Below are 7,781 nucleotides of genomic sequence, written 5' to 3'. Positions count from 1 at the left end.
GCCAGGTCGTCGTCGAACCCAGTGAGCATCTCCAGCTCGGCCACGGTCTCGTCGGCCGGTTCGACGGCCCGCAGCGTGTGCGGCATGGTGCGGGCCGCGTCCGCGATGACGTGCGCGTCGCGGGCGTCGGTCTTGGCCTCTCCCGGGTAGAGGTCGGCGATCCGCCACATTGTCAGGCCGGGCAGACAGGCGACGCGGCAGCCCGCGTCGCGGGCCACGGCCAGAGGCAGTGCGCCTATGGAGGCGGGCTGGTCGACCACCACGAGAACGGTGCCGTGCTTGGCCTGGAGTCTGGTGAACACGTCACGAAGCTTCGGTTCGGTGTTGGGCAGCCGCTTGTCGAAGACCTTCTTGCCGGCCGGAGTCAGGGCCGTGGCGTGGTGTTCGCCCTTGCCGACGTCCAGGCCGAGGTAGACGTCGATGTCGCCGTCACCGGTCACGTGCTTGCTCCTGTGCTCGCATTCTTCCCGGCCTCACTTGCGGCATCAGCGTGCCGGCATCCACGTTACGAAGAGACTGCCTCCCCCCAGTCCGGGATCGGTGCTCGGGCCTCTGATCAGCGGTCTGCCAATGCCTTCGATCCCGGTGACACCACTTTTTCGATCATCATCGACCAGGGGGCGAAGTCATGCCGGGGCCGAAGGCCGGGAGCCTCCTTGCGAGGCCACGAAGAAGGTAACGGGGGCGAACACACAGGTCCGGGCCCGTGGACCGGGGCAAACCGGGTTCCAAGATGCACATCCTGTCGGACGCCAACGGACTGCCCCTGGTCGTCGGCGTCTCCGCCGCCAACGTCCACGACAGCGAGGGCCTGAAGCCGATGGTGACCGGTCACCAAACGAGACACGACCCCCACAACGGCCGCCACTTCAAGCCCCAGCCCCTGCCTGGATCGGCTCAACGGCCGACTCACTTGCCTATTAGGCGTACGATGCGGACCATCTCCTGGCTGTCCGACTACCGCAGACTCAGCCCCCGCTATGAACGCAATCCCCGCAACTACCTGGCCTTTCTCGGTCTCGCCGCCGCCCTGTGCTGCTACAAGCGATACGTCCGCCTCACCACATAGGACACGGTCTTAGCCTGTGTCGTCACCCGCGGGAGCCTAGCGGCCCGTCCTTGCGCCATCCCTGGCGGCACGTCTCACTTTTGTCGGAACCGCAGACCGGGCGTGGCGGGACGGGCGGACGCCGGTGGTGAGCCCCAGCGGGAGGGCGTCTGCGTACGAGCCCCCGGCACATCCTTGCCTTCGTCGGCGAGTGATGCACGCGGCGGCCGTTTCGCGGAACTGGCGAGTGGACGGGTGCTCTGCGTCAGCTTGGTCCCACCTACCGATTCCGTCACGCCCGTCTCCGGAGCACTCTTGCACGCCAAGCCCGGCTTCCCGGTCAACGCGCGCCACAGCGGAGCCCCGACGCTCGTCCCGCAGGACCACCACCAGCGTGCCCTCCCCCGTTCTGCCGCAGACCGTTTCGCCGAGTGAACGTGGGACGAGACGGGTTCCCAAGTCGGCTCGTATTTCCGTCTGTTGGCGCAAGACTAACTGCACAAGGCGCCGCCGCACTGGCAGAAGGATTTTCCCCCGGTGGTGTCAGTCCTCGCGGGGCGCCGCAGGACTGTCCGGACCTTGCCCTGAGTACCGGACCGCACCGTTGACGATCATGATCCCGCGGGCGGACCAGGCTCGGTGACAGCGGTCGCATACCGTCTTGATCCATCCCGCCGACGTGTCATCGCGCGACTGCGCCCGCCCCGGGCCTGCGCAGAACTCGCAGAGTGCGGCAGCATCCACCTCGGCGGCCCGGACGAGCGGCCGCGGCGGCCTCGCGGGCGGCTCTCACCGACGTCGACCTGGACCCGCAGCCCCCGAACTTCTCCTTCACTCCGATGGTCCGGTAGCGGGCCATCGGGCGACCAGCTGCTCATGCAAGCGGTACAGCACGGCGTGCCAGCCTGGGCCGACAGCCTTCACGAGGCGCGGAATCTGCACCACAGGCGGATCCGGCATCAGTCCTTGCTCGTGCACGGTCCTCTCGTCACCCGCCCCTTCAGGACACATCGAGGTCGAACTGCTCCAGCCAGCGGCATCGCCTGCTCCGGCGACGGCCACGACCCCGCATACCAGCCAGATCATCGCTGGCAGCAGATCGTCTCCCAGATCCTCCGCCACCTCTGCCACGGTCGCTTCCCCCGCCCCGGGAGCTCCGATCATCCCCGACATCCTGGAGGCCGCCTCGCCGGGCCGGGCGCCGAGGTGCTCATCGACCCAGGCCGTCGCCGCCTTCTCGCCGGTCCAGTCGACGATCGGGCCCTCGGGCAGATAGGCCAGCGTGAAGCGCTCGAGCCGCGGCACCGGGCGGTGCAGGACGAGCCCGGCACCGACCAGCTGCCGGCCGTCATACCAGCCGAGGGACTCGCTGCGCCACTCGGTCTTGACGCGGCCCCATGCCGGGGGCTGCAGGAAGATGACCGACCGCTGTGTCCGCACGAACGCCAAGTGCTCGGCGGCGCTGATCGGCCCGACGGTCAGACTCACGCCCGCGGCCCTGGCCCCTCGGTGATGCGCGGTTCGGCTCACTGGTCCGCCATCCTCACGTCGGCGTTCTCGGACGGGGCGCTGATGCACCCCGGGGGCCACCGGTTCTGGGCTGCGGTTCGTGCTGGTTCGCTGTAGGACATGCCTCCAGTCAAGGCAGCGCGGGGTTGCCGACACGTATGCGGTTTTCGACATGCCGAAGATGTGTTCCGGGCCAGCGCCTCGCAAGGCGTCGATGACCTGGGGCCCGATGCCGGTGAAGGCGGCGGGGACACCGAGGCGCGTACGGCCTCGACTTCGGCGGTCTCGTCCAGCGGCGAGTTCGGGCTGACGTTGCCGGGACGCGCCTTGATCTGCGACAGCAGATCCTGCGGGAGGCGCGGGACGGATCCGGAGGCTTTACGCCGTGTTCACCAGCTGATTCCGGCCGCCACCGGCAGGTGGTCGCTGCCGGTGGCCGGCAGCGACCACGAGCTCTCCGGCTCAACGCCGCGGACCAGGATCTGGTCGATCCGCACCACCGGGAACTTTGCCGGCCAGGTGAAGCCGAAGCCATTCCCGGCCGCGTCCTGGGCTGAGCGCAGCTGCGAGGTGATGTCGGCGAACGCGCGGTCGTCCGTGGTGCCGTTCAGGTCGCCGAGCAGCACCACCCGCTCGTTCTGCTCGGCGGCGATGGCCTTGCCGAGCGCCTGCGCGCTTCTGTCCCGCGAGTCTGTCCAAAAGCCCGCCCTGGGATACACCCGTGCGGACCCCAGGTGGGCCACATACACCGCCAGCGGCCCCTGGTCCGTGGCCGCCGTGGTGCGCAGCGCCCGGGTCGAGTCCATCTTGATGTCGGCCAGCGGCCCGAAGTCCAGCTTGATGTCGACCGGCCGGGTGTCCGACAGCGGCAGCTTGCTCCACAGCCCGACCGTGCCCTGGACCGTGTGGTACGGGTACGCCTTCGCCAGGCCCTCCTCGTACAGCGGCTTCGCCTGCGGGGTGATCTCCTCCAGGGCCAGCACGTCCGCGCCGGAGACGGCCAGGTCGCGGGCGGTGCCGGCCGGGTCGGGGTTGCCGGCGCCGACGTTGTGGCTGGCCACGGTGAGGTCGCCGCCCGGGTGGGACTTGTCGCCGAGCAGCCCGCCGAAGAGGTTCAGCCACACCATGACCGGCAGCAGCAGCGCGACGACCGCGGAGGCGGAGCGGCGCCACAGCGCCCCGGCCAGCAGCACCGGGATGAACAGGCCGAGCCACGGCAGGAGGGTCTCCACCAGGCTGCCGAGGTTCCCGATCCGGTTCGGGATCTTCGCGTGCAGCAGCATGAACAGGCCCAGCAGCAGCGCCAGCGCCGCGAGCACCAGGCCGCGCTTCCACGGCCCCGGCCGGGAGCCGATGCGGATCGCCCGGCGGATGCCCGCGTGCCAGGTCCCGGCGCCGGTGTCCCGGCGGAGGCCACCCTGCCCGGTCTCCGCCGTGTCCACCTGCGCCATCGGCAGTCCTCGCTCACTGTCGGTGTTGCCCGTACGAAGAGTGCTGGTCACTGCTGCACCCTCGGGTCCCGGATGGGATCGGCATACATTCTGACAACAGCCATTTTGTTCTCCCCGTAGGCGGCCAGGAGTTCGCCCCGATGGCCCATCGAGATGGGCTCTGATCACTTGTTGTGGTCCGGTCGCAGAGGGTGACGATGCTCAGTCCACGAGAAGGATTTGGCGTCGGATGAGGTCGAATCCGACCCGACCGTACCCGTCCCTTTTGATCCGCTTCACCCTGTTGACGTTGCCCTCGACCTTGCCGGAGCTCCACTCCAGGGTGAGTCCGGCGGCGACGGCGTCGAAATCCTGCCGTAGGCCACGGGCCAGGCTCCGCAGTTGCTTCAGCCCGGTGTGCTCGGCACGGGTGAGCCAGCTGCCGAGGTCGCTGCCGCAGCGCTCGGTCATCATCTGGGCGAAGGCGCGCACGCAGTCGGCGACGGCTGCCAATTCCGGGCAGCGGGCCAGGAGTTGCTTGCGCTTGAGCGCGTTGTTCTCGTCGATCTTGTCGGGGTGCGCGGCGATCAGCCAGGTGGCTTTCCGGACGGTCAACTCTTTGGGCTTGTCGGGTGCGGGTTTGCCGCTGGCCCGGATCTGTTGCAGGTGACGGCGGACGGTCCGCTTACTGTCGCAGTAGCCGAGCTCGACGATCTCCGCATGAAGCCGTGCCGCATCCGTGCAGCCCTCGTTCCAACGCCGGTACAGATAAGGCGAGTAGGCGTGGATTTGGCCGTAGCGGCGGGAGCCGGTTCCGCGGGAGGCATCGTCAGGGGTGGCGGCGTGTGCGCAGCGTCGCACGGTCTTGCGGTCGAGCCCGAGGGTCTTGGCAATCACCTCGATCTGCACGCCCTTGTCGTAGAGGGCATGCGCCGCGGCGTGGCGCTCGCGTCGCTTGATCGCGCGCAGCCCTTCCATGGGCTCCAGCACGTCGTCGGCTGCCGTGCCGGCCTTCACGACGGCGGTGTCGGCGGTCGTGTCCTCGGCGGGCTCGGCTGGACACTTGCGATGTTCGCCAACGCACTTCTCGACTGCCTCGCACAGGTTCTTCCACAGATGAAACCTGTCTGCGACCTGCGTGGCGTCGGGACAGACGGTGCGGACGGCCTCGGCGTAGGCGCTGGCCCGGCACACGATCTCCACGCCGGGATGGTCGCGCAGCCAGGCTATGAGCGTGTCCGCGGTGCGGTCGGGCAACACGTCCACGCGCTCGCCGGTCTCCACGTCCATCAGGATTGTCCCGTAGACGTGGCCCTTCTTGAACGCGAAGTCGTCCACACCCAGGACCCGAGGGACCGTGCCGAGCTTCTTGTCCGGGAGCTTGCCCAGCAGCCTGAGCAGGGAGTTCGCGCTGGTGGGATCGACAGGTTCGCGCCCGGCCAGGGCCAGCGCGAGCCTCTCCAGCGTCCGGCGCAAGACCGGCGCACGACGCGCGAACCGCTCGGTCAGCCCCTCTACCTGCTCGACGAACGTCCGGCGACCGCACCCCGGCGTCCCGCAGAGGAACCGCCGGACCAGGAGGTCTATGACGACCTTCCGCCCCGCCACCGCCAGGTCGGCCAGACGTCGGTGGTATCGCCCGTGGATACGGCTGGACGTGCAACCGCACCCTGGGCAGGGTGCCTGCCGGCTCACCGCCCGCGCCGCGACGGCCACCGCTTCGTCGTCCACCGTGATCTCCTCCACCGCGACCGACTTCAGGTTGGAGAAGGCGGTCCAGAGCACGCTGCATCCACACGAACGGTCAACCGATCAGAGGTCAGTAACGCAACGTCACACGGCCACAAGAAGTGGATCAGAGCCGCTCGTAATGACCGCCGTCAGTTCGCCGCGGCCAACCATCCGCTGAGGGCGCGGCAGGTGTGCGAGGCGATGGACATGGAGATCGTGCCCAACACCATCAACAACACCCGCCCGAAGCTCAAGCGGCTTGTCGAGCGCGGAATCCTGGCCGAGACCGAGCAGGGCTTGTTCACTCAGCCGCGGCCGTGAGCCGCCCGGCGTCGTCGCGACCTGCCCGCTCACCTCGAACGAAGCGACGAATCGGACATTAACTCCTATATTGCCCTCTCGTGATGTTGACCTGGTGTGACCAGGATCGCGAGGGGCCGACCGCGGCCGCCGCAGGCAAGGTGGATCTTGGTGGCCAGTTCCTCCTCGGGATCGACCGAGGGCGTGATCGTCCGGTTCGTCCGCCTGATGCCTCCCCTTTTTCGACCGGTGGTGGCGGCGTGTTGGTGGGCGCGGACGAGGGTGGAGCCGATCTGCATCAGCCAGTCGATGTCATCGGCCGCATCCGCGCGGGCCTGGATCTGCTGGAGAGCCCGGGTGAACACGCCGCAGCGCGTAGCGGCGGAAGCGGGTGTAGATCCCCTCTAAAGCGCACTCCCCGCCTTCCACTCCTCCCACGACAGGTTCCAGCCGTTGAGACCGTTGGCTGCACCGACGGTCCCCTCGCCCGAGTTCGTCACGATGACGACGTCGCCGAGCATCGAGCTCTCGTAGAACCTGTAGCCGTCCATGGAGCCGTCGTTTCCCCCCTTGGCGTCGCGCAGGCCGACGCAGCCATGGCTGGTGTTCTCGTGTCCGAACACGGAGGGGGAGGCCCAGTAGTTGCCGTGGATGAAGGTGCCGGATGTGGTCAGCCGCTGGGCGTGCGGGACGTCCGGGATGTCGTACTCGTCGCCGAGGCCGACCGTCGAGGACTGCATGCGGGTCTGCTTGAGCCGTTCGCTGATCACTATGATCCCGGACCAGGTGGCGTGGTTCGCGTCGCCGCCGGTGACGGGATGGGTGGCGACGGTCGCACCGTCCCGCCTGACGGTCATCTCCTTGCTGCCGAGGTCGACGGTGCTGATCTGCTCGCGCCCGATGTGGAAGGTGACGTCCTCGGACTGGACCCCGTAGACGCCGCCCGCGCCCTCGACGTCCTTCAGTCGCAGGTTGAGCCTGATCGTCGTGCCGGACGCCCAGTAGGTCTCCGGCCGGAAGTCGAGCCGGGTGTCGCTGAACCAGTGACCGACCACCTCGACCGCGGGTTCGGCGGTCACCGTGATCGCCTTTTCGACGGCGGCCTTGTTCGTGACCGCGTGCGTGAAGTTGATCGACACGGGCATGCCGACGCCGGACGTGGAGCCGGCCTCGGGGGTGACGTGACCGACGAAGGTTTCCGTGCGCGACTTGGTGGTGAAGGTCGCGGTCTTCTGAGCGGCGCCTTCCGAGGCGTCCGCCGAGCCGCTGCGGCCGGTCAGGACAACGGCCGGCACCGCACCGAGCGCGGCGAGGACACCCCGCCGTGACCACTGCCCGGACCCGTTCGATGTGTGTGCAACGCCCACGGCACGCCCTCCTGAGATGTCGATCAGTGCGCGTACATGATGCACCTTTTGCGTTGGTTTATCCTGAATGCCCCGCCGCAACCTGAGATTCCGGTGAGGACACCCGGTACTCGTCTCGGCCGGGGCCCTTTTCGATCACGTGTGGGATGAGTGGGACGCCGACGAGGTCCTGGACGATGTGCGCGACTACGTCGTCGAGCACATCGGAGACCGGAATGCCGTCCTGATCGTGGACAACACCGGCTTCCTGAAGAAGGGCATCCGTTCGGCCGGCGTGCAGCGGCAGTACTCCGGCACCGCGGGGGCTTGTATCTGAATAACTGTCAGAGTGGATCCGCTGGGCGATCTTCGTGGAGTGGCAGGCGGGCTTTGAGCTGTTCCAGGGTGCGGGCGGGT

The 7,781-nt window shown here is 68.3% G+C and carries 5 protein-coding genes and 3 pseudogenes; 2 read left to right on the top strand and 6 right to left on the bottom strand.

From position 1 onward, the window contains the following. Positions 1-440, bottom strand: a 440-nt coding sequence (locus tag ACFVJQ_RS45100; RefSeq protein WP_385791744.1) for an IS110 family transposase, incomplete at its 3' end; no start/stop codon positions are given. Positions 441-680: 240 nt separating this feature from the next. Here ACFVJQ_RS45100 and ACFVJQ_RS45095 point away from each other — a divergent pair. Next, positions 681-1,069: pseudogene (locus ACFVJQ_RS45095) on the top strand (transposase); the annotation flags it as partial. Between the two features lie 1,191 nt (positions 1,070-2,260). Here the strand turns inward: ACFVJQ_RS45095 and ACFVJQ_RS45090 are convergent. From ACFVJQ_RS45090 to ACFVJQ_RS45070, 5 genes and pseudogenes are all read right to left on the bottom strand, one after another. Next, positions 2,261-2,578: pseudogene (locus ACFVJQ_RS45090) on the bottom strand (peptidoglycan bridge formation glycyltransferase FemA/FemB family protein); the annotation flags it as partial. A gap of 368 nt (positions 2,579-2,946) precedes the next feature. Continuing rightward, positions 2,947-4,008: an endonuclease/exonuclease/phosphatase family protein gene (locus ACFVJQ_RS45085; protein WP_385791746.1), complete on the bottom strand. Its 1,062-nt coding sequence runs from the start codon at positions 4,006-4,008 to the stop codon at positions 2,947-2,949. A 201-nt stretch (positions 4,009-4,209) separates the two neighbouring features. Beyond that, on the bottom strand, positions 4,210-5,772 hold the full coding sequence (locus ACFVJQ_RS45080; protein ID WP_385791742.1) for an ISL3 family transposase: 1,563 nt from the start codon (positions 5,770-5,772) through the stop codon (positions 4,210-4,212). Between the two features lie 332 nt (positions 5,773-6,104). Continuing rightward, entirely contained in the window at positions 6,105-6,383 is a 279-nt protein-coding gene (locus ACFVJQ_RS45075; protein WP_385791740.1) for a hypothetical protein, read from the bottom strand. 39 nt (positions 6,384-6,422) lie between these two features. After that, positions 6,423-7,385, bottom strand: coding sequence for an Ig-like domain-containing protein (locus tag ACFVJQ_RS45070; protein ID WP_385791738.1), 963 nt, complete (start codon positions 7,383-7,385; stop codon positions 6,423-6,425). A 148-nt stretch (positions 7,386-7,533) separates the two neighbouring features. Between ACFVJQ_RS45070 and ACFVJQ_RS45065 the strand changes: the two are divergent. Further along, positions 7,534-7,689: pseudogene (locus ACFVJQ_RS45065) on the top strand (transposase); the annotation flags it as partial. Positions 7,690-7,781: the final 92 nt, after the last annotated feature.

The sequence above is a fragment of the Streptomyces sp. NPDC127197 genome (genome assembly GCF_042672405.1).
Lineage (GTDB): Bacteria > Actinomycetota > Actinomycetes > Streptomycetales > Streptomycetaceae > Streptomyces > Streptomyces flavusporus.
Note: the sequence above shows the minus strand (reverse complement) of the source record. Positions and strands in the feature narration are given on the sequence as shown.